The organism is Nonomuraea fuscirosea, assembly GCF_035917475.1.
GTDB classification, from domain to species: Bacteria; Actinomycetota; Actinomycetes; order Streptosporangiales; family Streptosporangiaceae; genus Nonomuraea; species Nonomuraea fuscirosea.
The window spans coordinates 9,466,270-9,490,179 of record NZ_CP109074.1 but is presented as its reverse complement, the minus strand read 5'-3'; the positions used below and the strand labels follow the sequence as shown (position 1 = coordinate 9,490,179).

At 67.4% G+C, this 23,910-nt stretch carries 28 protein-coding genes; 11 read left to right on the top strand and 17 right to left on the bottom strand.

The features are described from left to right. Positions 1–489 precede the first annotated feature (489 nt). Positions 490–1,116 (bottom strand): hypothetical protein, encoded by a 627-nt coding sequence (locus OIE67_RS43295; protein WP_326631453.1) that lies wholly within the window; start codon positions 1,114–1,116, stop codon positions 490–492. Between the two features lie 229 nt (positions 1,117–1,345). On the opposite strand from OIE67_RS43295, the gene OIE67_RS43290 reads away from it, so the two are divergent. Further along, positions 1,346–1,660, top strand: coding sequence for a hypothetical protein (locus tag OIE67_RS43290; protein WP_326631451.1), 315 nt, complete (start codon positions 1,346–1,348; stop codon positions 1,658–1,660). Positions 1,661–1,984: 324 nt separating this feature from the next. Here OIE67_RS43290 and OIE67_RS43285 read toward each other — a convergent pair whose 3' ends face one another. Both OIE67_RS43285 and OIE67_RS43280 read right to left on the bottom strand, forming a co-directional pair. After that, the gene (locus OIE67_RS43285; RefSeq protein ID WP_326631449.1) at positions 1,985–2,428 is read right to left on the bottom strand and encodes a DUF6086 family protein; all 444 of its coding nucleotides are present in this window, start codon (positions 2,426–2,428) and stop codon (positions 1,985–1,987) included. 55 nt (positions 2,429–2,483) lie between these two features. Then, positions 2,484–3,002: a GNAT family N-acetyltransferase gene (locus OIE67_RS43280; protein WP_326631447.1), complete on the bottom strand. Its 519-nt coding sequence runs from the start codon at positions 3,000–3,002 to the stop codon at positions 2,484–2,486. 236 nt (positions 3,003–3,238) lie between these two features. Here OIE67_RS43280 and OIE67_RS55670 point away from each other — a divergent pair, with 236 nt between their 5' ends. Beyond that, positions 3,239–3,517, top strand: a complete 279-nt coding sequence (locus tag OIE67_RS55670; protein WP_407674930.1) for a DUF6980 family protein — start codon at positions 3,239–3,241, stop codon at positions 3,515–3,517. Between the two features lie 180 nt (positions 3,518–3,697). Here the strand turns inward: OIE67_RS55670 and OIE67_RS43270 are convergent, their stop codons facing one another. The 3 genes from OIE67_RS43270 to OIE67_RS43260 all read right to left on the bottom strand — a co-directional run bounded on the left by OIE67_RS43270 (position 3,698) and on the right by OIE67_RS43260 (position 5,570). Beyond that, positions 3,698–3,955 (bottom strand): type II toxin-antitoxin system VapC family toxin, encoded by a 258-nt coding sequence (locus OIE67_RS43270; RefSeq protein WP_326631443.1) that lies wholly within the window; start codon positions 3,953–3,955, stop codon positions 3,698–3,700. Positions 3,956–4,293: 338 nt separating this feature from the next. Beyond that, positions 4,294–5,136 (bottom strand): alpha/beta fold hydrolase, encoded by an 843-nt coding sequence (locus tag OIE67_RS43265; RefSeq protein ID WP_326631441.1) that lies wholly within the window; start codon positions 5,134–5,136, stop codon positions 4,294–4,296. After that, complete coding sequence (locus OIE67_RS43260; protein ID WP_326631439.1) at positions 5,133–5,570, bottom strand: MarR family winged helix-turn-helix transcriptional regulator; 438 nt, start codon at positions 5,568–5,570, stop codon at positions 5,133–5,135. Before OIE67_RS43260 ends, OIE67_RS43265 begins: the two co-directional genes overlap by 4 nt. A gap of 387 nt (positions 5,571–5,957) precedes the next feature. Between OIE67_RS43260 and OIE67_RS43255 the strand changes: the two genes are divergently transcribed. The 4 genes from OIE67_RS43255 (at position 5,958) to OIE67_RS43240 (ending at position 9,126) form a co-directional block, all read left to right on the top strand. Continuing rightward, the gene (locus OIE67_RS43255; protein ID WP_326631437.1) at positions 5,958–6,437 is read left to right on the top strand and encodes a hypothetical protein; all 480 of its coding nucleotides are present in this window, start codon (positions 5,958–5,960) and stop codon (positions 6,435–6,437) included. Positions 6,438–7,018: 581 nt separating this feature from the next. Continuing rightward, entirely contained in the window at positions 7,019–7,735 is a 717-nt protein-coding gene (locus tag OIE67_RS43250) for a class I SAM-dependent methyltransferase (RefSeq protein WP_326631435.1), read from the top strand. Positions 7,736–7,766: 31 nt separating this feature from the next. Then, positions 7,767–8,264: a GNAT family N-acetyltransferase gene (locus OIE67_RS43245; protein WP_326631433.1), complete on the top strand. Its 498-nt coding sequence runs from the start codon at positions 7,767–7,769 to the stop codon at positions 8,262–8,264. A gap of 151 nt (positions 8,265–8,415) precedes the next feature. Further along, positions 8,416–9,126: a hypothetical protein gene (locus OIE67_RS43240; RefSeq protein WP_326631431.1), complete on the top strand. Its 711-nt coding sequence runs from the start codon at positions 8,416–8,418 to the stop codon at positions 9,124–9,126. Between the two features lie 54 nt (positions 9,127–9,180). On the opposite strand, the gene OIE67_RS43235 is transcribed toward OIE67_RS43240, so the two are convergent. Further along, complete coding sequence (locus tag OIE67_RS43235; RefSeq protein WP_106243944.1) at positions 9,181–9,744, bottom strand: GNAT family N-acetyltransferase; 564 nt, start codon at positions 9,742–9,744, stop codon at positions 9,181–9,183. A 256-nt stretch (positions 9,745–10,000) separates the two neighbouring features. Between OIE67_RS43235 and OIE67_RS43230 the strand changes: the two genes are divergently transcribed. Next, positions 10,001–10,792: an ArsR/SmtB family transcription factor gene (locus OIE67_RS43230; protein ID WP_326631428.1), complete on the top strand. Its 792-nt coding sequence runs from the start codon at positions 10,001–10,003 to the stop codon at positions 10,790–10,792. Positions 10,793–10,879: 87 nt separating this feature from the next. On the opposite strand, the gene OIE67_RS43225 is transcribed toward OIE67_RS43230, so the two are convergent. From OIE67_RS43225 to OIE67_RS43215, 3 genes are all read right to left on the bottom strand, one after another. Beyond that, positions 10,880–11,128 carry a hypothetical protein gene (locus OIE67_RS43225; RefSeq protein WP_326631426.1) on the bottom strand — a complete coding sequence of 83 codons (249 nt, stop codon included), beginning with the start codon at positions 11,126–11,128 and terminating at the stop codon, positions 10,880–10,882. A gap of 73 nt (positions 11,129–11,201) precedes the next feature. Then, positions 11,202–11,621, bottom strand: coding sequence for a hypothetical protein (locus OIE67_RS43220; protein WP_326631425.1), 420 nt, complete (start codon positions 11,619–11,621; stop codon positions 11,202–11,204). Positions 11,622–11,941: 320 nt separating this feature from the next. Then, complete coding sequence (locus OIE67_RS43215; protein WP_326631423.1) at positions 11,942–12,883, bottom strand: S1 family peptidase; 942 nt, start codon at positions 12,881–12,883, stop codon at positions 11,942–11,944. Between the two features lie 111 nt (positions 12,884–12,994). On the opposite strand from OIE67_RS43215, the gene OIE67_RS43210 reads away from it, so the two are divergent. Both OIE67_RS43210 and OIE67_RS43205 read left to right on the top strand, forming a co-directional pair. Further along, the gene (locus OIE67_RS43210) at positions 12,995–14,176 is read left to right on the top strand and encodes a sensor histidine kinase (RefSeq protein WP_326631421.1); all 1,182 of its coding nucleotides are present in this window, start codon (positions 12,995–12,997) and stop codon (positions 14,174–14,176) included. A 124-nt stretch (positions 14,177–14,300) separates the two neighbouring features. Continuing rightward, on the top strand, positions 14,301–14,966 hold the full coding sequence (locus OIE67_RS43205; protein ID WP_326631419.1) for a response regulator transcription factor: 666 nt from the start codon (positions 14,301–14,303) through the stop codon (positions 14,964–14,966). A 212-nt stretch (positions 14,967–15,178) separates the two neighbouring features. On the opposite strand, the gene OIE67_RS43200 is transcribed toward OIE67_RS43205, so the two are convergent. The 3 genes from OIE67_RS43200 to OIE67_RS43190 all read right to left on the bottom strand — a co-directional run bounded on the left by OIE67_RS43200 (position 15,179) and on the right by OIE67_RS43190 (position 20,475). Then, entirely contained in the window at positions 15,179–16,243 is a 1,065-nt protein-coding gene (locus OIE67_RS43200) for a serine hydrolase domain-containing protein (protein WP_326631418.1), read from the bottom strand. A 1,101-nt stretch (positions 16,244–17,344) separates the two neighbouring features. Continuing rightward, positions 17,345–17,968, bottom strand: a complete 624-nt coding sequence (locus OIE67_RS43195; RefSeq protein ID WP_326631415.1) for a hypothetical protein — start codon at positions 17,966–17,968, stop codon at positions 17,345–17,347. Positions 17,969–18,384: 416 nt separating this feature from the next. Then, positions 18,385–20,475 carry an MMPL family transporter gene (locus OIE67_RS43190; protein ID WP_326631413.1) on the bottom strand — a complete coding sequence of 697 codons (2,091 nt, stop codon included), beginning with the start codon at positions 20,473–20,475 and terminating at the stop codon, positions 18,385–18,387. A gap of 65 nt (positions 20,476–20,540) precedes the next feature. Here OIE67_RS43190 and OIE67_RS43185 point away from each other — a divergent pair, with 65 nt between their 5' ends. After that, entirely contained in the window at positions 20,541–21,011 is a 471-nt protein-coding gene (locus tag OIE67_RS43185) for a MarR family winged helix-turn-helix transcriptional regulator (protein WP_326631411.1), read from the top strand. Between the two features lie 46 nt (positions 21,012–21,057). On the opposite strand, the gene OIE67_RS43180 is transcribed toward OIE67_RS43185, so the two are convergent. Further along, the gene (locus tag OIE67_RS43180) at positions 21,058–21,543 is read right to left on the bottom strand and encodes a P-loop NTPase family protein (protein ID WP_326631409.1); all 486 of its coding nucleotides are present in this window, start codon (positions 21,541–21,543) and stop codon (positions 21,058–21,060) included. Between the two features lie 131 nt (positions 21,544–21,674). Here OIE67_RS43180 and OIE67_RS43175 point away from each other — a divergent pair, with 131 nt between their 5' ends. Next, positions 21,675–22,394, top strand: a complete 720-nt coding sequence (locus OIE67_RS43175) for a histidine phosphatase family protein (protein ID WP_326631407.1) — start codon at positions 21,675–21,677, stop codon at positions 22,392–22,394. On the opposite strand, the gene OIE67_RS43170 is transcribed toward OIE67_RS43175, so the two are convergent. The 3 genes from OIE67_RS43170 to OIE67_RS43160 all read right to left on the bottom strand — a co-directional run bounded on the left by OIE67_RS43170 (position 22,389) and on the right by OIE67_RS43160 (position 23,898). Continuing rightward, on the bottom strand, positions 22,389–23,177 hold the full coding sequence (locus OIE67_RS43170) for a class I SAM-dependent methyltransferase (RefSeq protein WP_326631406.1): 789 nt from the start codon (positions 23,175–23,177) through the stop codon (positions 22,389–22,391). The two genes, OIE67_RS43175 and OIE67_RS43170, sit on opposite strands and share 6 nt — an antisense overlap. A 25-nt stretch (positions 23,178–23,202) precedes the next feature. Continuing rightward, positions 23,203–23,394, bottom strand: coding sequence for a hypothetical protein (locus OIE67_RS43165; protein ID WP_326631404.1), 192 nt, complete (start codon positions 23,392–23,394; stop codon positions 23,203–23,205). A gap of 78 nt (positions 23,395–23,472) precedes the next feature. Continuing rightward, positions 23,473–23,898 carry a hypothetical protein gene (locus OIE67_RS43160; protein WP_326631402.1) on the bottom strand — a complete coding sequence of 142 codons (426 nt, stop codon included), beginning with the start codon at positions 23,896–23,898 and terminating at the stop codon, positions 23,473–23,475. Positions 23,899–23,910 lie beyond the last annotated feature (12 nt).

The window sequence follows — 23,910 nt, the reverse complement described above, 5'->3', positions numbered from 1 at the left end:
CGAGCAGACCAGGGCCACGGCTACCAGATCGTTCCGTCTAGTGGGCCGCTCCATCTGGTATCCGCGGCTCTGACCCGCTTCCTTTCGGGCGGGTATGGCAGACGGAATGATCAAGCAGACGGTGTACGCGATCCGCGGAAAATACCAGGTCACAAGCTGATCGTCATGCCATTGAGGGCGGTGCCGAGAGGTCGGCAGCGCGGGTTCGATCCTGTCACCCGCATCAACCGTTACCGGGCCTCACCGGCGGGTGGACGCCGCGCCGGCCACCGCACGCCCGTTCCGCCGCACTGACCGAATGCTCCGACCGAGGTGCCCGCCGCCGCACAAAGCGGCCCAACGATCGCCACCGCATGGCCCATCACCGTAGACGGTTAGGGGCGATCGGTGATCCAAGGTTCGTTCCTCACCTCGGATCACCGAGGTAGCGCGGCGGACTCCGATCAGACAGGCGCAGGCATGCGGCGGTACGTGCGAGGACGGGCCAGTTCACGAGCCCTGACTGAGAGAGTTCACCGGCAGGTCGGGACACTTCAGGCAGACGAAGAGATAAAGCGATCCAGCGTCCTGGATCATGAGATCCGTGGGCTCCTGTATCTCCAAAGGAGCGTGCGGAGAGCGCTCTTCGATGGGAGCCCAACGCTTCCCATTTTCGATGTCGAACTCCCGACTGGCAATCGTCAGCAGATGTGCCATCTCATGGCTTTTACTGCATTCGACTTGCTCGGGATCCTGGATCCAGCTCACCCAGCCCCCGACCTTGCTGCCTGGAGCACTGGAGAGGTGCGAGAAGTAACCCCAGCCGTCGGGATTCGGGAATCCATCTTCCCATGCCCAGATCCGCTGTCGGAGCTCAGCGGGAAGGCCCCAGCCCGCTGGATACTCTTCCACTCTCTCCGGAGACAATACGCAAGCCATGGGAAGGTACGAGTCATCGCTGTCAGGATCTGGCGTGGGCGCGTCGATGAGGAGACTGCCGACCGCTTCTGCTCCTCGCCAGCGGACAATGGTGTGCGGCTGGAAATACGGCTCGTGATCGAGCGGGCACCACAACACTTGAAGGGTGTCGGCTTCATCGGGGAAGGGCAGATCGGGAACATCTCGAGCGAAGAGCACGCGGATGCAGCCGCACTGTAGTCCTGCGTTGCCCTGTGAGTTCAGGGAAGACAGCCGCCACATCGAGCGGCACTGCAGGCGTTGTCAATCCCATGCTCAACACTCCGATCGCAACGGACGACGTCGTAGTGGCAGACAGTAGAGAGGAGGACTGACAGAACAACTCCCTGTTCGCGGCCGTGATCGTCGTGTTATCAGCGTGCCGTCGAGCTTCTGCGATCATTGCCGCGTGGTTGATGTGACTTTGGAAGAGTCTGCGGGTCAGTTGGCTCTGGTGAAGCTTCAGGCGGACGCTTGGGAGCTCAATATCCGGGCGCCCCTGGTCGACCTCGTGAGGCTTCGTGAGATCAGGCGGGCCGACTGGGAGGCGCGCCGCTCGCTCGCGGTGGGCACCTGCGCCAATGCTCGGGTCTTCTGGACGGTAAGCGAGGGCCAGGCAGCCATTCTCGTGGGCCCTGACGATGAGGCATGGGATATCGCCGTCACGATCCCCATGACGGTCGTAGACGAGATCGCACGTCTGGCCGGGGGATCCCGCTGTTGATGATCAGCCAGTGGGCACGAATTGGCCGGGCGCGTCCTCCTCACTTTGATCGCGTGTCCCCGTTCGTGCCGATGATGTTCTCGTCGATGGCTTCGGCTCGACAAACGCGTGTTGATAAGTCCCCTTAGATCGCGTAGCCAGTCATGTGGTCGCGGATTCGATCATAGGTGGACAGCGGATGGCCCGGTGCCCTTCCGGGGATTGACTGCCGCCCGTACTCTGCCCCCAAAAAGATCACGCATTGAATGCGAGGCCATGGGTGCTGCATACCTGGGTCGACAGTCATCGTTCCATGAATCATGCGGTCGGGATGTTGTAGCAGCCTCACCATGGCATCGCGCGCCCGTGCTGCGCCGAAAGGGCTGCCCATCGCGCAATATCGCCTGCCCGGCCAACTGGCGGCCTCGCGGAATGCTCGCTCACCTGTACGTCCTTCCAGCCGTCGTTGTTCGCATCAGACACAGGAAGTTCTGCTCCGCCGCGCTCGACGAGCACCAAGGCCGTCGCTATGAAGCCCTCCATGAGTGAGTGCAGGATGAGATGGTTCGAACGCTCGTAGCGCCTGATGAGTGCACTGACGAAGGCCGCGAAGGTGGCCAGGTCGACGTCACATTCGTCGTTCTCCATGGGGCCGAGCCCTGTCGGTAATCCCGTCTCGGGGGCAAGCGCCTCCGCTGATCGTATGAATAGGCCAGCGACTCCGTTGGAGGGGTTCCAGAGGACCTGATCGCCGACCTGAAAAAACTGACTCATGTTCTCCTTGCTCACCGCCGCGTGGCTGACCCATTGAACGCTGGGTTCGCACATGGGCGACCGGACAGGCTCAAATGCCTCGGATGCAGGCGTGCAGGTGCATGTCGTGTCTGCCGTCGTCATGCACGGCGGCGCTCCGCTTGGTGCCTTCCAAGAGGTAGCCGCACTTCGTGGCAACCCTGCAGGAGACTGTGTTGCGCGTTGAGTGGTCCAACTCCAGGCGGTGGAAGCCGATTTCGTCGAGGGCCCAAGTGGTGAGCGACGTGAGGGCGCGAGAGGCCACGCCGGCGCCGCGGGCGGCCGGGAGCACCCAGTATGCGACTCCTGCTATGCCGTCGTCGAAGTCCAGGCCGCGCAGTGCGATCCGGCCGAGCACCTCACCGCCGTCACGGGTGATCGCCCAGTGACCGCCCATCTCTCGTTCCCAGTCCTGGCGATAGGTGTCGAACCACTCCCGGACCTGGGTCTCGTTCGAAGGGCGGCGCGTGTGCCAGCGCCTGATCTCGTCGTCCTGGTAGGCGGAGAGGAATGCCGGTGCGTCAGCCCGTTCCCAGGGATGTAGCAGCAGGCCACCGGAGGCGGTCAGCACGGGTTGGAGGGAGTCAGCGAGGGAGCCGGGGAGAATGACGGGCGGTGTCGACAGGACGCGAGTCATGCGCCATGATCACCCGACGGTGACCAGGCCCGTCAAGGCTGGAGGCGCAGCTCTTCTCCGCCGGGCCATCAGCGGGCATCAAGGGGCATGGGTTGCTATTGTCTGCGGCCGTTGATCACCCCGTACCGTCAGATGAAGAGGTGCCCTTGGGCGAGCACTGCTGCGAGTCGATGGCTCGCCAGGTGACGTGGACGTGTGATCAGCATCGGAATTCTTCCGACTGTCCGGACAAGCTCGTCGGGTTCGATGAGCGGTTCGTCGAGTACGGGTTGCTCATCCACGACGGCGGTGGCTCCGCCGTCATCATCTTGTTCTGTCCCTGGTGCGGGACACGTCTCCCTGACTCGCAGCGGGACCGGTGGTTCGATGCGCTCGAAGCGCTGGGGATCGATCCAGGCGGGGACGAACTCCCGGCCGAATACCAAGATGGACGCTGGCTCCAGTTCTGATTCCGCGACGTGCAACCTTGCGGACAGCGGCGGCCGGGCCGTTGTCGTCATCCGTGTCGCGAGGAACGGGAGAGATGAGAGGAGGAGTTCAAGCCCCGGCCGCGAATACCGGCGACAGGCCACCATCAGTGCTGAGGCCGTCAAGAACGTCGGCAGCAGCCGGCAGGGCCGGGACATGGCTCAAACCTTGATGACAGTGAGGCGTACGCCGCACAGTGCGGCGAGGTCCTCGGGGTCGGAGGTGAGGACCGTGACGGGGCCTGGGGCTGCGAGGGCGGTGGCACTGAGGATGGCGTCGATGGCGCACTTGTGCCCGTGCAGGCCGGCGTTCGACAGGAGTGTGGCGGCGTGGCGGGCGATCGGTTCGGTGACCGGTTCGATGACGAGGCGGGACAGCGTCCATTCCAGGGCTGGCCGGTTGACGCGGGGATGGACCACCTCGACGAGGGTGGCGGTAGAGGTGATGACGCGGAGGTCGTCAGCACGAGCGAGAGCGAGCCATGCGGTGACCGTACGGTCGCGCAGGACAGCTTTGGTCAGTCCTTCGCTGTCGAGGACGAGGGTGCCGCCGGGAGTACAGCTTCACCCAGTTGAACCGGATCTTGGTCGCCTCATAGGCAGCTCCGGCACCGGGCCGACTCATGTTTCGGACTTCCTGTCGGCCCAAGTCCTACGCTCGCTCACTCCGCTCACTCCTCCATCAGTGGTGCGCCTCATGGATTGTCGCCGGTGTGACGGTGGTTGCGCAGGATCGCGAGACCGCTTGGCCGAACCGCTCAAAGAAGAAAGGCCGCGGCCCGCTCGGCCACAACCGGGGCCGTTTTTCCTTCCGGCCCGAAATGGTTGAGGCCGTTCAAGGTCTCGAGTGTGGCCTTGGCAAGAGTGTCGCGAACGGCCGCGAACTCGGCTCTGCCGGCGCGCGCGGTGCGGCTTCCGCAAAGAAGCAGCACCGAAGCGGTGACGGCCGCGAACTCGGCGAGCCTGCCCTGCTGGGCTGCAATCTGCTCGTGCTCGGCCAAACTGGCCGGCAAAAGGGGCCGCATCCGCTGCCAGCTCGGCCCGCGGAAGCCGATGCGCAACGCAAAACGCAGATACCAGTACGGCAGCTTGGTCAGGAAGGCCGGCGCACCACCCGACCCCCGGATGAAGTGAACGAACGCGCCATAAGAATCGTCCGCGGCCAGCCGTTCCCGGTACGGGGACATCCAGCCGGTGGGGACGGGAGCGACGGGCACTCCGGGCTCGTAGACCACAATGCGGTCGAACGCCTGGAACGACCGTGCGGTCTCAAGGATGACGAGGCCACCGTAACTGTGACCGAACGCCAACCGCGCACCGGTTTCCGCCTGAACGGCAAGAAGATCTTCTACTTCCTTCGCTAAGGCGTACTGGGACCCCTGAGGGCCGCTGGCGCCGCGCCCTCGCCGCTCGACGAGATGCACCGTGAAGGAGCGGGCCAGGGTGGAGGCTAGCGGCAGGTAGTCCTCCGAGGTGCGCAGGGCGCCGCCGAGCACAATGAGGTCCGGCCCGGTGCCCATCGTTTGATAACTGATCGGTGTGCCGTCAGCTGAGGAGACGATGTTCTGGTGGGCCGGCGGGGTGTGAATGCTTTGGCTCATTCGGTTCTCTCCCGTTCTGCGCGGTCGAATGTGGACAGCAGTCGCGCGGTGTGCTCGGCATATTCGGCGTACGGCACTCCGCTGTGTGCGACGAGTGCGGCCATCCGTCCTTCGAGGCCCTGCTGGACCGACGCCACCAGCTGCTTTCCTTTGTCCGTGAGGCTCAACTGCCGGCGATGCCCTCCGGCCGGGTCGGGCTGAACGTCGAGAAATCCCTCAGTGGCGAGGATGGCGGTCATGCGGCTCACCGACGGCTCGGTCACACCGAGGGATTCGGCGAGGGCCCGTTGCGTTGAGGCGCCCAGTTCCCCTACGAGAGTCAGCGCCAGAAAGCGGCTGTAGGAGATGTTGTGCTCCGCCCGCAGGATCCGGTCGGCCGCTCGGTCCAGACGGGCGGTGAGTACGTGCAGATTGAAACTCAGATTCCGGTCCACTCACCTAACTTAGCACTCTAACTTAGACATGCAAGTTGCTGCCCGGGCCGTTGGCGCGCACGGTCGAGCGTAAGGGGTGAGGAGTCACCCACCGGTCGCTCACCACCAAGTTTCCGCCCAGCTCAAAGGCCCTCACATCTGGTTTCCGAGCGTAGATGCTCAAGGAGTAGCCTGATCATCTCGCCCGCCATCGTCCGGGACAAGCCGAGCAGACAAGGGTCGCGGCCTCGCTGTGGTGCTCCACCTGCTACCCGTGGCCCTGGCCCTCTTCGGGCGGGTCGACGGCAGAGGGGCTGATCAGTCGGACGGGGAAGTGGACGAAGCTTCCGTTCCCAGACCGTGCCATGAGAAGCTGCGCTGATGATCCGGACCGGGACGTAGGAGTCGATGATGGGCAGGAAAGCGGAGCAGGAACCGCCACCCAGCGATGCTGAGACTGCCGAACACATGCGAACCCTGGCCGAACTCTTCGTGGAGCACACACGCGAAGACGGATACGCCTTCGACTGGGATCCCGCGTTCATTCACCACCTCGACAACTACTGTGCCGAGTTCGTCGCGTCGAAGCCGCCTCCTGAGGTCATTCACAGCGTGATCATGGGTGCGGGGGCGTATCTGGGCGAGATGATCGTCCGGAACGGTGACTGGAAATGGGTGTACTGCACGGACGAGAAGGCCGCTGCGGTGGAGAGCCCTGAAGAACTCCGCGGATATCCGCATAACAAAGTCGCCAAGCGGATCCATGACGGGAACGAGCGCAATCTTGAGGCGTTCTTCAAGTACGCCATGACCGGCGAGGCACCGCACGGGACGATCGCCCGTGTCAGCAAGCCTTCATGGTGGCAACGGCTGAGGTCGAGAGCCTGATCGTCGTGCCATTGAGGGCGGTGGCGAGGGGGCGCCCAGGGTGGCTTGCGCCTGACTGGTTCATTTGTCTCAGGCCCCAGGCTGTGATCATCCCGCCGGGACCACCGCCACCGCGATTCCGGGGTTGAGGAAGATGCCCCGCGAACTGCTCATGGGCGCCAAGCATAGGTGACGTCAGCGACAATTCCGCGGTTGCGCCCGTGTGGTCCTCTCCATGCGAGGGTGCGGCCTAGGGGGCGCTCTCGCGCGGGAGCCGTTCGGATCGGGGTGCCGGAGGCGCTTCTGCGGCGTGGCGGCCACGGCCTCGCGGCAGGCGGAGCAGTTGCAGCACGAAGGCCACCGTCTCGTGGAACGCGGTAGCGACGACTGCAATTGCGATCACACCAAGTGCGACAACACGCGGGATGCGGCTCACTTCTTGAATCTATGTCTTCGGTAAGGGACTCTGGCGGCTTCAGCACCGGGAGGGTCGCGGCATCGTGGTAAGTGGCTGGCCCTTATCGGCCAAGCGTTCTCGGTAAGTGTTGCCGGGTGAAGGACCTGTACCAGGGTCGAGAGAAACCCGATAGCGGTCGGCTTGCGTGCACCGCGATGATGTCCCGATACAGAAGGCGACCGCTTACCATGACGGGCTCGGTGACTTCTTCGCCGAACGTGCTGATACGAGCCCCCACAACGCCTACACGGACAGACCCGCGATGCTGCGGCTCGCCGGCGACGTTTCCGGTGCTCAGGTCCTGGACGTGGGATGCGGGGCGGGTCACTACGCGTGCGAACTGTCGGCTCGCGGTGCCCAAGTCGTCGGGATCGAGGGCAGCGCCACGCTGCTGCGTCATGCGCGAGGGCGCCTGAACGGGCATGCGGAACTGGTTCTGCACGATTTGGAAGAGCCGCTCGCTTTCGCTGCTGACGCGTCATTCGACGGTGCGGTCTGTGCCCTCGTGTTTCACCACATCAGGAATCGGGAGCAGTTGCTGAGCGAGCTACGCCGTGTGCTGCGACCAGGTGGATGGCTGCTGATGTCCACCAGCCATCCCACAGCCGACTGGCGTCACTTCGGAGATTCGTACTTCAGTCACGAATGGAGTGACCTGGTTCTCGCCGCTGGTGAGCATTCGATCCACTACCAGCGCATGCCGTTGGAGACCTTTCTGGGCGAGCTCCTGGCCGCCGGGTTCGTGCTGGAGCAATTGGTCGAGCCCCGGCCCACGGCCGCCTTGCGGGAATTCGATGAAGCTGCGTACGACAAGCTCCGCCAAGTGCCGTCCTTTCTCGCCGTGAGACTGCGGCGTCCCTGATCGCCCGATCATCACTGACAGGGGCGATAACATGACGATCGTGGCGGATTGGGTGCTTCGACCGGCTTCGGTGGCAGATGTCGAGGCGGTGGCTGAGTTGCGGGCTGTGGTGTTGAGGCGGGATCTCCAGCGGCTCGGGCGATATGACGAACAGCGGGTGCGGCAGCGGTTGCGGGACGGATTCGTGCCTGCGCATACCTGGATGATCGAGGCGAATGGTGCTCTGGCCGGCTGTGTGGCACTGCGGTCGGCGGAGGACGCCTACTGGCTGGAGCACTTCTATCTGGATCCGGAGGTGCAGGGCCAGGGCATCGGTACTGCCGTTCTGAGCAGGCTGTTGGAACGGTGTGATGGAGAGGGCGCCGTGGTTCGGCTGAATGTGCTGCGGGGGAGTCCGGCCCGTCGGCTGTACGCGCGGCACGGATTCACGGTCGAGACGGAGGATGAGGTGGACGTGTTCATGGTGCGTCACGCTCCTTCGCCTGGCGATCAACTGGCCGAAACGGCCGCCGGCAGCCGCCGTCCATAGCGGGAAGCGCCCGAAGGGATCGGGGGAGGCCCGTTCCATAGCCCTCGGAACGGCGGGCGTACCGGCGTTCGTGTGCGACCTGACTTTCGACAGGGTCGAGCGTTGACGATCGACAGATGATTGCTCCGCTCACTCTTGACACGCTCGCCCCATGAATTCGTACTTTCCCGGGCGGTGGATCAGCGGTGTGACACTCACCCTGGGGCCGGTGATCATGTGTGCCGGATATCTGCTGCGTTACCTGAGCACAGTCACCGCTCTCACCCCTCAGCAGCAAGCATGGGCCGAGGCGCAGCCCTTCGCCGCCTATGGCCAACTCCTCGCGTACACCTCGGCACCCGCCCTGCTCACCCTCGCCTATGCGGTTTTCGCGCTGGGGGTGATGTTGCTCTTCCCCGCTTTCGTCGCCCTGGCTCAGCGAATCGGTGGCAGCCTGGCTTTCTGGGGCGCCACCCTTTTGGTCGCCGGGCTTTTCTCCCGCTTTTACTTCGCCGGCGCCGACCAGACTGCCTTTCAGCTCACCGAAAGCATTGGGCTGGACCAGGCGACGCAGGCGATCATGAAGGAATACGTCGACATTTCTTACGGACCGTGGCGGATACCGGTCTGGGCCTCGGTCGGTCAGTACGCGGGCTCGCTCCTCCTGGCCGTCGCCGCCTGGCGATCAGGGCTCTTCGGCACCGCCCGCGCCTTGATGCTGCTGCTGGCAGGAGGCACCTGGATGGGCGTACTGAAGAGCGCCTCCATCCCGGACGTACTGGTCACCGGGCTGCTCTGTGTGGCCCTGGTCCCGCTGGGCGTGCGGGTGCTGCGGGATCGGCTGCCTGCCCCAGGCGGCCGTTCGAAGATATTCAGCTGGTAAGAAGGGATCCGCCGCTGAGGTTACGGGACTTACGCATTTTCCATTCCTTGTGGTTCACGACCGGTTGGCCTTCCATTCGTGGGAGAGGGTCGCGTAGACGCATTCGGTGCCCCAGCGGTCGCCGTCGAGATGGCTTTCGATGAGGCGTGCTTCTTGACGCATGCCGAGGCGTTCGCACACGTTCGCGGAACCGGTGTTGAGTGCGTCGAGGCGGGCGAAGAGCCGGTGGGTGCCCAGTTCGGCGAAGGCCAGTTCGGCGACGGCGAGGGCTGCTTCCGTCGCGTAGCCCCGGCCGCCGTACGCGGGGTTGAAGATCCAGCCGATCTCGGTCTGGCGCGCCCGCGTGCTCGCCAGCTTCAGCACCACTTCGCCGAGCACCGTCGCCTCGCCGGTGCGGCAGACCGCGATCACCAGGTCATCGCCGTCCTCGGCCCACGCCGGGTCGGCTGCGCGCCGGGTCAGGCTCTCCGCGCACTGCTCGCGGGTGAGGGGCGGACGGTAGAGGTAGCGGGCCACCTCGGGGAGGCTCTGGTAGGCGTACAGGTCATCGAGGTCGCCGGGCGTGAACTGACGGAGGGTGAGCCGTTCGGTGGTGGTGGGCAGCGGGAGCTTGGTCATCGGGTCGGTGTCTTCCCTTCGTCTGCTGTCGCGCCGGTTTGATCGGTTATGCGACGTTCGAGGTCGGAGCGTACTCGATGGCTCTCTGGGTGCGACCGTTGGCGGGCTGTGGGGGTCGAGCGGGCCGGTTGAAGGTTGGGACGCGTCCCCGTTCGGCGAAGTGCGTGCCTTGACAGGCAGCCATTTGGCTGCCTAAATGGAAAGGCAGCCAAATGGCTGCATATCGATCGGCGGCAACATGGGTACGAGGGCGGGCATGGACGAGGTGTTCAAGGCGCTGGCTGATCCGAGCAGGCGCGCGCTGCTCGACTCGCTCAACGTCCGCAACGGGCAGACGCTGCGCGAGCTGTGCGCCGGACTCGACATGGCCAGGCAGTCCGTCAGCAAGCACCTCGCGGTGCTGGAGGAGGCCGGGCTCGTCGCCACCGTACGGCGGGGACGGGAGAAGCTGCACTACCTCAACGCCGCGCCCGTGCACGAGATCGCCCACCGGTGGATCAGCCGCTACGACCAGGCCAGGGTCGAAGCCCTGGCAGACCTGAAACTCGCTCTGGAGGACGCCCCGATGGACGCGCCGACCTTCGTCTACACCACCTACATCCGCACCACTCCGCAGAAGCTCTGGCAGGCGCTGACCGAGCCCGCCTTCACCCGTCGCTACTGGGCCACGGAGTTCACCACCGACTGGGCCGCCGGCTCGCCGATGACCTGGGACAACCACGGCGTGCTGATCAGTGACCCGGAGCAGGTCGTCCTGGAGGCCGAACCGTACAGCCGGCTGTCCTACACCTGGCACGCGATCACGCCCGAGCTCGCCAAGCGCTTCGGGTGGGACGACGAGATGCTCGACCGGCTGGTCGGCGAGCCCCGCTCAAAGGTCACCTTCACGATCGAGGAGTCCGGGCAGGTGGTGAAGCTCACCGTCGTGCACGACGGCTTCAAGCCCGGATCGGTCCTGGCCGAGATGGTCGCCCATGGCTGGCCGAACGTGGTGGCGAGCTTGAAGTCGCTGCTTGAGACGGGTGAGCCGCTTCCGGACGATTCGTGACCTCGTTCATCAGGCCTAGCTCGCTGTGGACTGATGCGAACCTCGGCGGAGCCCTTCCAGAAAAGGGCTCCGCCGAGGTCGCGATCTCTACTGCGGGGTGGAGGGGAATGGCCGGTCACGGGGTGGTGAACAGCCGCCATTGGGGGTGCCGTTCTGGGCGCAGAAGTACGGCACCCACTGGCCGGCCTGTTGTCCTTGGTTGCCGGACACCCAGCAGACCTCGTAGCCGGCGTAAGGCCCGTAGACGGACTCGGCCGTAGCGGGAGTGACTCCGGCGCCCAGCGCCAGGAAGGTGGCGGCGACGAGGCCGGCGAGCAGACGGGCTCGGTGACTCATGATCGTTCCTTTCGGTGTGACGTCGTTCGCCGGACGTGGGCGGGAAGGGGTCGGGCCGCTGCACGATCGTGGGTCAGCAGGAGATGTGGACGGAGAACGGGCGGTCGTCGTCGACGGTTCTCGGGTGCGGGCCGGAAGGGGTGGCCGTGCGGACGAAGAGCGTGCGCGGGCTGACGGCGCCGACCAGGATCGATGCGCTACCCGGCTCAGAGTCGTCGCCGCCACCGGTGTTGATCGTGCCGGTGAGGGCGCAGCGGGTGATGTCGGTGTTCGTCGTCAGGTTGTAGCGTCCCTGGCCGAACGTGTTGACGTCGCAGATGCCCGAGGCGGCGAGCAGGGCTCCGTTCGCGGCCACTTTTGCGTAGAACGTCGTTCCCGCGGCGGCTCGCTGGGCGGATGCCTCCTGCGCTGCGGCCCCCGAGATGGTGAAGACGCCACCTGCGACGAGCGCTGAGGCCGCTGCCGTCATGAACAGCTTGATTGAGTTCCTCACTTCTGCCTCCTGTGAGAGGTGCTGCGGAATGGGATGAACTCTCCAGATGTGCAGCGTGGCTGTGAGTGAGGAAATCCCGAGGTCTGGGGGTTGCGGTCGACTGGGATCGGCTGAGGGGGCGCTATCCGAGGGAGCCGTTCGTTCCGTGGATGTGTTGCTGCTGTCAGCGCCGCGGGTGGTGTTCGCGCCGTGGTGAGGTCGGAGGGCGGTGGGACGGATGTGGATTTCGGTCAAATTGTTCGAGATTGTAGGTGGCGCTTTTCTCGAACCGGTAATAGCGGTGATGCGACGCCTGGACTGCGGCGTGCAGATCGGCAGGGTCAGGCCGGTGTGGGGTGAGGGGTGCCGGTCGTTCTGCGGATCCAGGTCTTGTAGGCCGCGGCGTCGGTCCACACGCCGGGGCCGACGCAGTTGGGATCGGTCATCTCGTCGCCGTCGCGGCTGGTGATGCCGACCAGCTCCCAGCGGGTGCCGAACTTACGCACCATGGGGCCGCCCGAGTCGAGGATGCAGCTCTGCGCCTTCTTGGTGGGGTGTTGGGAGCAGATGTCGCTCGCGGCGTCGATGCCCGCGCACCGGCTGTCGGGGACGATGTCGCTGTCGAGCTCCTGGAGGGTGGTCGGCGGCTCAGGGCACTCGTTTCCGTCTTCGCAGGTCATGCCCCAGCCCAGGAGGCGTATCTGGGTCTTCGGGGCGCCCGGCCTGGCGGCGATCCTGATCGGGGTCTCGCGGACCGGGCGGTCCAGCTTGAAGAGGGCGATGTCGTGGCGCAGGTCGTTGGGGTCGGCGGTGTAGTCGGGGTGTCGGACGATCTTCGTCACGCGGCGTACGCTGCCGCCCTTCTCCACGTTCGTGCCGCCGACCTTGGCGCTGACCTGGCCGATCGGGACGTGTGAGCAGTGGCCGGCCGTCACCACCCACTGCGGGGCGACGAGGGTGGCGCCGCAGTAGTGCACGCCCTTGCCGTCGCGCAGGGTCACGGTGAAGGAGTAGTTTTCGGTGGCGTCGCGTCCGCCGATGATCGCGTTCGCGGGTGGTGCGGTCGCCGCCGCGAAGATCGCCGCGCTGCCGATCGCCGCCGCGAGGGTCAGGCTGCGCGCCCGGCCACGTCCGGCCCGGTCGGTGGCGGCGGGAGTCAGGTTGCGCGCCTGGCCGTGCTCGGCTCCGTCGCCGGCCGTGAGGGTGTGGTTGCGTGCCTGGCCGCGCTCGGCCCGGTCGCCGCGCTTGGTGAAGATGCTGGTGAGTGCGTGTCGGTTCGTCATGGCGACAACGTTCGCGGAATCGGTGGCCGGGGGCATCGGAGCACGGTCTGGTCCTGAGATTCATACCGTGGTCTGAGTCGGAGGCGGGTCGGCACGGGCTAACGTTCCGGCATGACCGATGGCCTCCGGCCGCCGCTGCTGTTGAGGCTGCGGCCCGCGTTCCTGCTCCTCGGCGACGTCGCGCTCGCCGTGTTCCTGACGTCCTTCGCCGTGCTGGCCGTCATCGAACAATTCCCGCTGAACGGGAGCATCGAGCCGCTGCCCGTCCTCGCCGGCGTGCTCATGGGGGTGCCGTTGGCGGTTCGCCGCCGGTGGCCTGTTCCGGCGCTGGCGGTCGTGAGCATGGCGAGCATACTGGCGGTGGCGCTGCGGTGGATGCCGCCCCACGCGGCCGTCGTGCCCGACCTGCTTCTCGTCTTCGCGATCTATCCGGTGGCCGTGACGGAGGCGACGCGTCGTGCCGTGGCCGCGCTCGTGCTGTCCGTGGACGGGTTCGCCGGGGCGGTCCTGTTCGCGGTGGCGCAGGAGCCGCGACCGGATTGGGGCAGGTCGTTACCCGTACTCGTCACGCAGATCATCGTTCCGGTCGCGGTGTGGGTGGTCGGACGGGCGGTCCGTGCGCGCCGGGAGCACGAGACGCGAGCTGTCCGGCAGGTGCTGACCGACGAGCGGTTGCGCATCGCGCGCGACCTGCACGACGGCGTCGCGCACAGCCTGAGCCTGATCACCGTGCAGGCGTCCGTGGCCCTCCACGTCGGCGACGAGCGGCCCGACGAGGCTCGCTCCGCCCTGACCGTCATCGAGGACACCAGCCGCGAGGCAGCCAGGGAGCTGCGGCGCATGCTCGGTCTGCTGCGCGCCGTCGACGAGGATCCGCAGGACGCCGCGCAGTTGGAGCCGGCGCCGACCGCCGATCGGCTGGCCGAGCTGGCCGACCACGCGACCGCCGCCGGAGCCCAGGTCGCCCTGCGGATCGGTGACGGGATCGACACCGTCCCGGCTACCATCGGGCTCGCGGCGTACCGCATCGTGCAGGAGTCCCTGACCAACGTGATCAAGCATGCGGCGCCGGCGCGTTGCGTGGTTCGGGTCGACAGGACGGACAACGCCATGGAGATCGAAGTGACCGACGACGGCCGCCGGGCTCTGATCGGCCATCCTGCGGGCGGGCATGGGTTGATCGGCATGCGTGAACGTGTCGCCGTCTATGGCGGTGACTTCAGTGCCGGGCCGGTGGCGGGGCGGGGGTTCCGGGTGCACGCGAGGCTTCCATTGGAAGGGGTGCCGGCGTGAGTGGGTCTGGGCGCATGGGAGCGCTCCGGTGGGAGGGCCATTCGCGTGAACGGGGTCTTGGAGGGAGTGCTCGTGTGAGTGGGGCCCGGGTGTACGAGAGTCCTCCGGTGGGAGGGGTGGCCGCGTGAGCGGGGTTCGGGTGCTGATTGCTGATGATCAGCGGTTGCTCAGGGCCAGCTTCGGGGTGTTGATCGGTGCTACCCCTGGGCTGGAGGTCGTCGGTGAGGCGGAGAACGGGTTGCGGGCGGTTGAACGGGCCGCTGAGCTGCGGCCGGACGTTGTGTTGATGGACATTCGGATGCCCGAGCTCGACGGGATCGAGGCGACTCGGCGGATCTGCGGGGATCCGGCGACCGCTGGGGTGAAGGTTCTGATTCTGACCACCTTTGACCTGGACGCTTATGTTTTCTCGGCATTGCGGTCGGGTGCCAGCGGGTTTCTGCTCAAGGACACCCCTCCTGGCGATCTGCTCTCCGCGATCCGGGTCGTGGCCGGGGGCGAGGCGCTGCTCGCGCCCTCGGTGACGCGGCGGCTGATCGGGGAGTTCGCCAAGCAGCCGCAACCTCGGCAACGGTCGTCCCGCTCCCTGGACGGCGTCACGGCGCGCGAACGCGAGGTGCTCAAGCTGGTCGGGCAGGGGCTGTCCAACACCGAGATCGCCGAGCAACTCATCGTCAGCATGGCCACCGTGAAGACGCACATGGGCCAGTTGCTGGCCAAGTTACACGCCCGCGACCGCGCCCAGCTGGTGATCGCCGCCTATGAGAGCGGCCTGGTCGGCGTCGGCTGATCAGCCGTATCGACCCGGGAGCGTTCAACGCGGGTGATGGGTGGGTGGCCGCCGAGTGCGGTGTGGCACTGGTGATGGTCGGTGTGCCGAGTCGTGTGTCATCGGACGCGGCAATGGCGGTTGTTGGACGCGGCAATGGCGGTTGTTGGACGCGGCGATGACGGCTGTTGGTCGTGCCGCATTGGTGGTGGGCGGTGCAGCGAGTTGTTGCGTCATCCGGCCAGCTCTTCGATCAGGGCTGTGGCCAGGGTGTTCGTACGGTCCTGGTTGTCGTCCAAGGCGATGATGACGAAGCTGGAGCGTTGGCCGGACAGGCGGACGAGTCGTGTGGTCAGACCGGCCCAGCTACCGCCGTGCTGGTAGAGGCGGCGGCCCGCGTGTTCGCGGATGCCGAGGGCCCAGGCATAGTCGAGTTTCGTGCCGTCGTCCAGGTGACCGGGGGTGTGCAGGAGTGTGGAGACGCCCAGTTCGTCGCGTTCTAGTGCCTGGTTCCAGCGGATGAGGTCGGGGGCGGTTGACCAGACGCCGCCGTCGCCGAGTGACAGCGGTGCTGGGTAGTGCGGGTCGAGGGGCGCGGCTCCAGGCGGATGTGGGGACGGGCCGGGCCAGAAGCGGGTGGCGGCCATCCCGAGCGGGGTGAACAGGTGGTCGCGGGCGAAGTCGGGCAAGGGGCGGCTTGTCGCGCGTTCGATGATCATGGCCAGGCAGACGTAGCCGGCGTTGCAGTAGCGGAACTCCGTCCCTGGCGTGCTGACGAGGTGGTCGAGGTGGGTGAGCGCGTGGATGACGCCCGGCGTGGTGTGGTCTTGCTTCGTGCGGTGGAGGTCGTCGAACTCGATGCCCTCGGGCAGGCCGCTCGTGTGGGAGAGGAGATGGCGCACTCGTACGGTGTCGGCCCAGGCGGGTAGTTCGGGCATCCAGTGCGCCAGGGTCGAGTCGGTGTCCAGCCGGTCCTGGCGTACGAGGAGAGCTGCGCAGGCGGCCGTCAGCTGTTTGGACAGAGAGGCGGTGTAGACGATCGTGTTGGGGGTGAGCGGTTTTCCGGCCAGGGTTCGGCCGCTGGTCAGGAAGATGGGTGGGGTGTTGTCGTGCTGTACGCCGACGATGAGGGGGTCGTGGGCGCGGTAACCGGCTGTTCTGGTCAGCGCGGTGATTCGGTCATGGAGGCGTGATTCGGGGGTTGGCTCGGAGTGCGGTGGCATCGGGGTGAACCGGTTGTGCGGTGGTGAGGTTTCGGCCGGTTCCTGGGCCGGCGGCCCGCTGGACCTTTCGATCACCGGTTCATTATTCAAGCGGGCCCCGCCAGATGTACATCGGTTGACTCTGTCGGGTTCTTCGGCAGTGACGCGGGACGCTCCTGCGGTGATGCGGTGATGCAGAACGCTCCTGCGGCGGTGGGGGCGGTGCGGGAACACTCCTTCGATGGTGCGGTGCGGCGGTGATCGGGAAAGCTCCGGTGGCGGTGCTGGCGGTGCTGGCGGTGCTGGCGGTGCTGGCGGTGCTGGCGGTGTAGCGGTGTGGGTGCTGCGGCGGTGCGGGTGGTGCGGGACGTGGTGGTGCGGGGGATGCGGCGGTGTGGTGGTGCGGGGTGATGCGGGGATACGGGTGGTGCGGTGGCGTGGTGGTGCGCGGATGCGGCGGTGCGGGTGCTGTGGCGGTGCGGGGAGATGCGGTGGTGCGGGTGGGGTTACGTCCAGGGGTGGTGTACGAGTTCGACCTGGTTACGGTCTAGCGGTGTGGGGATGCGGCGGCGCGGGGTGATGCGGGGATGCGGCAGTGCGGGTGGTGCGGGATGCGGCGGCGCGGGGTGGGGCGCGCCGGTGCGGATGCTGTGGCGGTGCGGGGAGATGCGGTGGTGCGGGTGAGGTTGCGTCCAGGGGAGTGGTGTACGAGTTCGGCCTGGTCACAGGTGTGGCAATGCGGGGATGCGGTGGCGCTGGGTGGTGCGCTGGCGTGGCGTGGCGGTGCGGGCATGCGGTGGGCACTGGGGTGGTGCCGTGGCGTGGTGGTGCGAGGATGCGGTGGCGCAGGCCGGTGCGGGCATGCGGTCGCGCGGGGTGATGCGGGGATGCGGCAGTGCGGGGGCGGCGGCGCTGTGGTGGTGCGGGGAAATGCGGCGGTGCGGGTGGTGTGGGGATTGTCGCTTTGCGGGATTGCTTTGGCGAGTGGCACGGTGCGGGAGGGAGGGTCCTGCCGTCGTCGGGGAGGTAGCTTCCGTCGTCGTCGGGAGGGAGCGTTCGTTAGCGAGGGGGCGGGTGCCGTCATGGGGAGTGGGGTGCCGACATGAGGGGGGTGCTGCCATCGGGGGTGGGGCGTCGTCATGGGGAGTGGGGTGCCGACATGAGGGAGAGGGTCCTGCCATTGGAGGTGGGGTGTCGTCAGGGGGAAGAAGTGCCGTCGTTGGGAGGGGATGGGGGTTGGGTTAGGCGGGTTTTGATGAGGTGGTGGTGGTGTGGGGGGAGGGTGTGGGCGGTTAGGGCTTTGTGGAGGAGGGCGGCGTTGTAGCCGTGTGTGGACAGGTGGTGGAGAAGGGGTTCGTAGCGGTCGGGGCGGTTTCGTAGGAGTTCTGTGGCCAGGCGGAGTTCTAGGCGGACCACGGGGACTTGGTGTGGGCCGCAGGCGACCAGGACGTGGTGGTGCCATGGGCCTGTGCCGATGCACTCCATTGCGTCGGAGTCGGTTTCCTGCTCGACCGTGCTGATCTCGACCTGGACGCCGTGCACTTCGTACCTGGTGAAGTACTGGGAGCTTGCTGGGATCCAGGCTGGTGGATGGAGGCAGGGGTGGGAGGAGAGGGCCTTGGCGAAGGTGTCCACGTCGGCGCGCCGTGACACCAGGAGGTCGATGTCGCCGACGGGGAGGTGGACGCCTTGGAGCAGGGCGGCGCTGGTGCCACCCACGCGGTAGGGAGGGGCGCCGCCCGCAGCTGCCAGGGCTGTGAGGGTTGTTGACAGGGCCGAGGTCACGTCCGCGGGCCGCAGGGATGCTGCACCGAGTGCCATGACGATCAGCGTATTGATCGTGTGAGGGTTTGGTCAGGGGTGCGGCCGGACGGTGGGACGTGATGCTTGGCGGGTGTCCTTTAGGAGGTGCTCTCGGCCGCGTGCTTCAGGAGGTGCTCTCGGCTGGGTGTGTTTCAGGGAGTGCTCTCGCTGGGTGCCTCAACAGGGTGGTCTCTGTCGGGTGCTCCCGGCCGGGTGCTTCAGCAGGGTGTTCTCGGCAGGATGCTCCCTGCCGAGGGCTCTCAGCAGGGTGCTCTTTGCCGATCGCTCCCGGCCAGGTGCTCCGCCCTGGGCTCTCACCAGGATGCTTTGGGAGGGCGAGGGGACGTGGGTCCCCGTCGCCGTCCGTATCCCTGCTGGTGGGTGGGTGGTTCTGCGGGGTGAGGTGATCTTTGGTGGTTGAGGGGGTGTGGTGGTCAGTGGTGGTGGGCTGGGGAGGGTTCGGGTGCTGGTTTCGGGCGGTCGTGGCCGAGGTGGCTGGGCCACCAGGCGCGTCCGCCCAGGTCCCGTACCAGGGCTGGGACCAGTAGTGAGCGCACCACGAGGGTGTCCAGCAGGACGCCGACGGCGACGATGAAGGCGATCTGGACGAGGAAGGCCAGCGGGATCACCACCAGCGCGGCGAAGGTGGCGGCGAGCACGACGCCGGCGGAGGTGATCACCCCGCCTGTGGTGACCAGGCCGCGTAGTACGCCCTCGCGGGCCCCGTGGCCGGCGGTTTCCTCGCGTACGCGTGACATCAGGAAGATGTTGTAGTCCACGCCCAGCGCGACCAGGAAGACGAAGCCGTACAGGGGCACTGACGCGTCGCTGCCGGTGAAGCCGAGCAGCGGGAAGACGAGGGTGGAGATGCCGAGGACGGCCAGGAAGTTGAGTGCCACGGTGGCCACCAGCAGCACGGGCATCGCCAGCGAGCGGAGCAGGACGATCAGGATGAGCAGGATGATCGCCAGGACGACGGGGACGATGAGCAGGGTGTCCTGCTCCGCGGTTTCTGTCGTGTCGAAGCGCTGGGCGCTGTAGCCGCCGACCAGTACGCCGTCCTCGTCGTGCAGCGTGGCGCGCAGGCGCTGGACGGTTTCCTGGGCGGCGTCGCTGTCCGGCGCGTCGCGCAGGGTGGCCTCCACCAGTACGCGTCCGTCGACCACCTTGGGCTCGTCTCCCGGCCGGCCGCCGGCGCTCACGGCGGTGGCCTCGGAGACGCCCTTGACGGCCTCGGCCTTGTCGACGATCGCCGTGGCCCGCTCGGCGGGGGCGACGATCACGGCCGGCTGTCCGGAGCCGCCGGGAAAGTGCTCGCTCAGCGCCGCCTGCGCGGACACGGACGGCGCGTCGTTCACGAACGTCTCGTCCAGTGGTACGCCCCTGGCGTTGAGCTGCGGCGCGAGCAGGGCGAGGGCGACGAGGGGCAGGACGGAGGCCACCCAGACGAGGCGGGGGCGGCGGTCGACCAGCGCGCCGACCCGGCTCCACAGCCCCTGCGCGCCCGCGTCGGCCGGGCGGGGGCGGGCCGGCCACAGGGCGGCGCGGCCCAGCAGCACCAGGGCCGCGGGCAGGAACGTGAGCGCGCTGAGCGCCGCGCAGGCGATGCCGATGGCGCCCACGGGGCCGAGCGCGCGGTTGTTGGTCAGGTTGCTGAGCAGCAGGGCGAGCAGGCCGAGCGCCACCGTGGCGGCGCTGGCCACGATCGGCTCGACCGAGCGCCGCAGCGCGATGCGGCCGGCCTGGTACCGGTCTGCGCCGCCGGCCAGTTCCTCGCGGAAGCGGGCGGTCAGCAGCAGCGCGTAGTCGGTGGCCGCGCCGATGACCAGGATGAACAGGATGCCCTGCACCTGGCCGTCGACCCGGACGATGTCGCGGTCGGCCAGGAAGTACACCACGGCGCACGCCAGCCCGAGCGCGAAGACCGCGCCGGTGATGATGATCAGCGGGAGGAGCACGCTACGGTACACGGCCAGCAGGATGATCAGTACGGTGATCAGCGCGACGCCGAGCAGCACGCCGTCGATGCCGGCGAAGGCGTCGGACAGGTCGGCCCGGGTCGCCGCGGGGCCGCCGAGCTGCGTCTTCATGCCGTCGACCGGCAGCTTGGCGTCGATCTTCTTCAGGGCGTCGCCGAGTTCGCCGCCGCTGAGGTCGGGACTGAGCTGGACGACGCCTCGCAGCGCCCGCTTGTCGTCGGAGCCGAAGGCGGGTGTGGGCGTGCCGACGACGCCGGGCGCGCCGGGCAGGGCGGCCAGCGCGCGGGTGGCCGCGGCCTGCTGCTCGGGGGTGACGTCGCCGCCGGAGGTCCACACGACGATGAGCGGCTGCGTGTCACCCTGGCGGAACTCCTCCTGTGCCTCCAGTACGCGTGTGGACTCCGCGCTCTGGGGCAGGAAGGCCGCCTGGTCGTTCGTGGAGACCTCGGTGAGTTTGCCGGCGAACGGTCCCAGTCCGCCGCCCACGGCCAGCCAGGCCAGGACCAGCAGCGCCGGGACGAGCCAGCGGATCGATCGCCGTGCCATGAGTCGCCCTTCCTACAGTTCAATAATTGAGATTCTTAATTATTGAGTTAATGTAGCATTGCTCCATGGACGGTGGCGGGGAGGGGGACATCGACCTGAGGTCGTTCGCGACCCGGTTGCGCAGGATGACCGCCGAGTTCAACCGCATCGCCCACGAGTTCGCCAACGAGCAGAGCCTGCACACCACCGACGTCCAAGCCCTGATCAAGATCTTCGACGCCCCGACGCCGATCACTCCCGGCAGGCTGCGCGAGGAGCTCAACCTCACCTCCGGCGCGGTGACCGCGTGCCTCGACCGGCTGGAGCGGGCCGGGCACATCCGCCGGGTCCGCGACGGGCACGATCGGCGCGTCGTTCACCTGCACTATCGCGACGCGGCCAAAGAGCTGGCCGCCGCCTTCTTCCGGCCGCTGGCCGGCAGCACCGACAACGTGCTGCGCCGCTTCAGCCCCGATGAGCTGCGCACCGTGGCCGCCTTCCTCGACGCGATGAACGAGGAGCTGGGGATACTGCGGTCCGTCCCGGGGCCGGGCTGACACGTTCTGGTTGGGGCTGGTCCGGGCTGGTGCTTGGGCGTTTCCGTTACGGCTGGTCTGGGGTTCGGCCGGTTTCGAGCTGATGGACGAAGCGGTTGAGTGCGTACGGGCTCCGGAAGACGTGCAGGCGTGCGTCGTCGGCGTGTGTGTCGATCGCGGACAGGAGCAGCGGTCGGCTGTGGCGGCGGTAGCCCCAGACCCACAGCCAGAAGTCGATGCGTTCCCGGGAGCGCCGGATCGCTCGCCACGCGCAGCGCCAGAACGAGAAGTCCAGCAGGATGACGGTGTCCGCGGCGCGGAGCCGGACGTCGAGGACGTCGTACGGTCCCAGGTCGCCGTCCATGATCCAGCCCTCGGTCCGGACGAGTTCGCCCTGGATGGCGGCCCACTGATCTGGTGGCGTCGCCTCCAGACCCGGACGCCAGAAGTGCTGGTCCAGCTCGATGACGGGGAGTCCCGTGATGGCCCCGAGGCGGGCGGCCAGGGTCGACTTCCCTGAGCCGCCACGTCCCAGGATCACGACTCGTCGCATGGTGTCATGGTCGCAAGTCGGCGCTTGTCGTAGGGCTGGTCACGGGGTCGGTCGTAGGGGTCGATCAGGGTTGGTCGCGGGGCTGGAAATCGGTGGCCGGGAAACTGGTGGGCCGTGGCATCATCCGCCCCATGGAAACCCGGATGTTCTTTGTTCGACACGGCGATTCGCACCATAAACGGGACGGTGTGGTCGGTGGTGCGGAGGGATGCCGTGGGCTCACCGACGAAGGTCGCGGGCAGGCTGCGCTGCTCGCACGACGACTCGCCGCCGACATCCGCCTGCGAGGCACGGCAGGCACGGCAGGTTCGGCAGAGGCAGGAGACAGGGAAGGCAAGGGCGACGCGGAACGTGCGGGAGGCGTGGGGGTCGCGATCTACACGTCGCCGCTTCCGCGTGCCGTGGAGACCGCCGCCGCCATCTCGGCCGCCGTCGGCCGGCCCGCCGTACCGGATTGCGGTCTCTGTACGTGGCACACGCCGCCCGAGACGGACGGCCTCAAGCGGGAGGAGTTCCTCGAACGGTTCGGGATCGAGGGCGGCGGGCTGTACCGGCCCTTCCAGCGGGGGAACGAGACGTGGGCCGAGATGGTGACCCGTACCAGCCGTACCATCACCGAGCTCGCCGACCGTCACCGTGGGGAGAGCGTCGTTCTCGTCGGTCACGCCGAGACGGTCGAGATCTCCTTCAATGCCCTTGGACTGTTGCCGATCTACCGCTCGTTCGATCTGACGGTGGCCCCGGGCTCCGTCACCGAATGGAGCACCGGCGAGGATCCCGCGCGGTGGCCGCCGCCGCGATGGACGCTGCGCCGGTTCAACGTCGTTCCCGAGGAGGCCGATCGGTCATAGGCGGCGACCGATGGTGAGGACGGCCGACCAGTGGCGGGTGAGGCGTCCGTCGGGGCGGGCGGCGAGCAGGCGGCGGATCTCCTCGTAGAGGTGACGGCGGCGGTCCGGGTCCATGGCGATGTGGCCGGAGAACGTGTCGAGCAGTGCGATGTACTCGTCGGCGGTGTACCGCAGGCCCCAGACGTACGGCCGCCGTTCGACGACCGTGAAGAGGCCGGAGTCGTGGAGTTCGGTGGCCATGTGGTCGGGCTGGATCTCGGGCGGTGGCCACGGGTCGCCCTGCCCCTCGCCCAGTTCGTCGTAGACCTGCTGGATTTCGGTGAAGAACGGGTCGAAGTCCGGCGGGAACGCGTGGTCGGCGTTCCACACGGCCAGGTGGTCGCCGCGGTCGAGGAGGGAGGCGGCCTTGGCGTACCTGATCTTCGGGTCCACCCACTTCCAGGCGGTGGCGGCGTACACGAGGTCGAACCGGGCTCCCGCCGGAGGCTGCCAGTCCTCGAACGACGAGGTGACGACCGAGACGTCGGCGAAGTCGGCGAGGTGGTGCCGTGCCTGTGCGGCGAGGGCGTCGCCGAGCTCGACCGCGGTGATCCGGAAGCCCGCCCGGGCCAGCGGCAGCGTCGCCTTGCCCGGGCCGCAGCCGACTTCGAGCAGGTGGGCGCCTGGTTCGACGCCGGTGATCGCGAGCAGGTGGGGGTAGAGGTCGGCCGGGTAGTCGGGGCGGGCGTGCTGGTAGGTGGTGGCGGCGTGGTCGAAGGTGCGGCGCAGCGGGTCGACGGGCATCCGCCCATCCTGGCAGCCGGTTAGATCATTCTCCGCCGGGTTTCCCGCCGTCGCGCAGGTGGGCGGCTCGCTGCTCGGCGAGGCGCTGCCTGAGCTCCCTGTCGGCCACCTCGTCCGGGGAAGGGGTTCGGCTGCGCCTGTCGTGCTTGAGCGCCAGCCTGGTCGCGGCGTAGACGACGAGGAACAGCGCGGCCATCGAGAGCAGCCATTCGATCACGTTGCAACTCTCCCGTGTGTCGGTGCCGTCGGAGGTCGAGGGTACGACGCGTGGTGATGCTTTCGAGGCACATAGGTGTCATGAGGGTAAGCGCAGGCGGACGACGTAGCCGGGGCCTGTCGGGTCGCGGTCGAGGGACTCCAGGGTCCAGGCCGATTCGGCGACGGCGGTGGAGAGTTCGTCCGGTGTCGCGAGCCAGTACTCGAACCATGGCGTCGCCGTCGCGCCGTCGCGTACCCGGATGCGGAGTCGCCCGCGGGCCCGTCCCCTGCCGAACTGTCCGAGCCCGTCCGGAAGGGAGGGCACCGAGCCGACGACCGCCTTGACGCCGCGCTCGCCCGAGACGCGGACTGCCTCGGGTGACGGGTCCAAGCCCACCACTTCGTGGCCCTGGGCCGACCACGGCGTGGCGTCGGCGTCCCGGCAGCGGGCCAGGATGCGGCCGAAGGCGTCGCCGATGTGGGGTTGGCGGGGGTACGGGTTCGTGGCCGGGTCGGTGGTCATGGGCGCGAGGAC

What these genes read in the sequence shown, in the direction of transcription:
- OIE67_RS55670 (WP_407674930.1), top strand. Translation starts at nt 3,239, where the DNA reads ATGGCTCGCCAGGTGACGTGGACGTGTGATCAGCATCGGAATTCTTCC.
- OIE67_RS43265 (WP_326631441.1), bottom strand. Translation starts at nt 5,136, where the DNA reads ATGAGCCAAAGCATTCACACCCCGCCGGCCCACCAGAACATCGTCTCC.
- OIE67_RS43255 (WP_326631437.1), top strand. Translation starts at nt 5,958, where the DNA reads ATGATGGGCAGGAAAGCGGAGCAGGAACCGCCACCCAGCGATGCTGAG.
- OIE67_RS43245 (WP_326631433.1), top strand. Translation starts at nt 7,767, where the DNA reads ATGACGATCGTGGCGGATTGGGTGCTTCGACCGGCTTCGGTGGCAGAT.
- OIE67_RS43240 (WP_326631431.1), top strand. Translation starts at nt 8,416, where the DNA reads ATGAATTCGTACTTTCCCGGGCGGTGGATCAGCGGTGTGACACTCACC.
- OIE67_RS43235 (WP_106243944.1), bottom strand. Translation starts at nt 9,744, where the DNA reads ATGACCAAGCTCCCGCTGCCCACCACCACCGAACGGCTCACCCTCCGT.
- OIE67_RS43230 (WP_326631428.1), top strand. Translation starts at nt 10,001, where the DNA reads ATGGACGAGGTGTTCAAGGCGCTGGCTGATCCGAGCAGGCGCGCGCTG.
- OIE67_RS43225 (WP_326631426.1), bottom strand. Translation starts at nt 11,128, where the DNA reads ATGAGTCACCGAGCCCGTCTGCTCGCCGGCCTCGTCGCCGCCACCTTC.
- OIE67_RS43215 (WP_326631423.1), bottom strand. Translation starts at nt 12,883, where the DNA reads ATGACGAACCGACACGCACTCACCAGCATCTTCACCAAGCGCGGCGAC.
- OIE67_RS43210 (WP_326631421.1), top strand. Translation starts at nt 12,995, where the DNA reads ATGACCGATGGCCTCCGGCCGCCGCTGCTGTTGAGGCTGCGGCCCGCG.
- OIE67_RS43195 (WP_326631415.1), bottom strand. Translation starts at nt 17,968, where the DNA reads ATGGCACTCGGTGCAGCATCCCTGCGGCCCGCGGACGTGACCTCGGCC.
- OIE67_RS43190 (WP_326631413.1), bottom strand. Translation starts at nt 20,475, where the DNA reads ATGGCACGGCGATCGATCCGCTGGCTCGTCCCGGCGCTGCTGGTCCTG.
- OIE67_RS43185 (WP_326631411.1), top strand. Translation starts at nt 20,541, where the DNA reads ATGGACGGTGGCGGGGAGGGGGACATCGACCTGAGGTCGTTCGCGACC.
- OIE67_RS43180 (WP_326631409.1), bottom strand. Translation starts at nt 21,543, where the DNA reads ATGCGACGAGTCGTGATCCTGGGACGTGGCGGCTCAGGGAAGTCGACC.
- OIE67_RS43175 (WP_326631407.1), top strand. Translation starts at nt 21,675, where the DNA reads ATGGAAACCCGGATGTTCTTTGTTCGACACGGCGATTCGCACCATAAA.
- OIE67_RS43170 (WP_326631406.1), bottom strand. Translation starts at nt 23,177, where the DNA reads ATGCCCGTCGACCCGCTGCGCCGCACCTTCGACCACGCCGCCACCACC.
- OIE67_RS43160 (WP_326631402.1), bottom strand. Translation starts at nt 23,898, where the DNA reads ATGACCACCGACCCGGCCACGAACCCGTACCCCCGCCAACCCCACATC.